This window comes from Vibrio sp. 661 (assembly GCF_033339315.1).
In the GTDB taxonomy this organism is placed as follows: domain Bacteria; phylum Pseudomonadota; class Gammaproteobacteria; order Enterobacterales; family Vibrionaceae; genus Vibrio; species Vibrio alginolyticus.
Genome location: NZ_JAWOUJ010000126.1, coordinates 1 through 1074, shown reverse-complemented (window position 1 = coordinate 1074; position 1074 = coordinate 1). Strand labels below are relative to the sequence as shown.

The 1074-nt window shown below is 44.4% G+C and carries 2 pseudogenes; both read left to right on the top strand.

Features of this window, described 5'->3' with window-relative positions:
- A pseudogene (gene cysJ, locus R7P69_RS25160) lies at positions 1-505 on the top strand (NADPH-dependent assimilatory sulfite reductase flavoprotein subunit); the annotation flags it as partial.
- Positions 505-1074: pseudogene (locus R7P69_RS25155) on the top strand (sulfite reductase subunit beta); the annotation flags it as partial. The pseudogenes cysJ and R7P69_RS25155, both read left to right, overlap by 1 nt.

Below are 1074 nucleotides of genomic sequence, written 5' to 3'. Positions count from 1 at the left end.
CGGTGACGTAAAAGTATTTGTCGAGCACAACAATAACTTCAAACTGCCAGAGGATGATAATACACCGATCATTATGGTTGGGCCGGGCACTGGTATTGCGCCATTCCGCAGCTTTATTCAAGAGCGTGAAAACCGCGATGTTGAAGGTAAAAACTGGTTGTTCTTTGGTGATCGCACGTTCACACAAGATTTCTTGTACCAAGTGGAATGGCAAAAATACCTTAAGTCGGGAGTGTTAAGCCGCTTAGATGTTGCTTTCAGTCGTGACCAAGTAGAAAAAGTTTATGTACAGCACCGCATTTTAGAAAATGCCGCGCAAGTATGGCAGTGGATTCAAGATGGCGCTTACATCTATGTATGTGGTGATGCGACTCGTATGGCGAAAGATGTCCATGACGCATTGGTCATTGTTGCGGAACAAGAAGGCAAGATGCCGCGTGACGATGCAGAACAATTTATTAATGATTTACGTAAAGCGAAACGTTATCAGAGGGATGTGTACTAATGACTTTTTCTACTGAAAATAATAAGCAGATTGTATTAGGCGAAGAGCTAGGGCCACTATCTGATAACGAACGCCTAAAAAAACAAAGCAATCTATTACGTGGAACCATCGCCGAAGATTTGCAAGACCGAATCACTGGCGGCTTTACAGCGGATAACTTCCAACTTATTCGTTTCCACGGTATGTATCAGCAAGACGATCGCGATATCCGTAACGAGCGTACCAAGCAAAAGCTTGAGCCTCTTCATAACGTGATGCTTCGTGCTCGTATGCCTGGCGGTATTATTACGCCAACACAATGGCTGGCGATCGACAAGTTTGCTACAGAACACTCGTTATATGGAAGTATTCGCCTGACGACACGTCAAACGTTTCAGTTCCATGGCGTACTAAAACCAAATATCAAGTTGATGCACCAAACGCTAAACAGCATCGGTATTGATTCAATCGCGACAGCAGGAGACGTTAACCGTAACGTACTGTGTACCACGAACCCGGTAGAGTCTGAATTGCATCAAGAAGCTTACGAGTGGGCGAAGAAGATCAGTGAACACCTTCTACCTAAAACT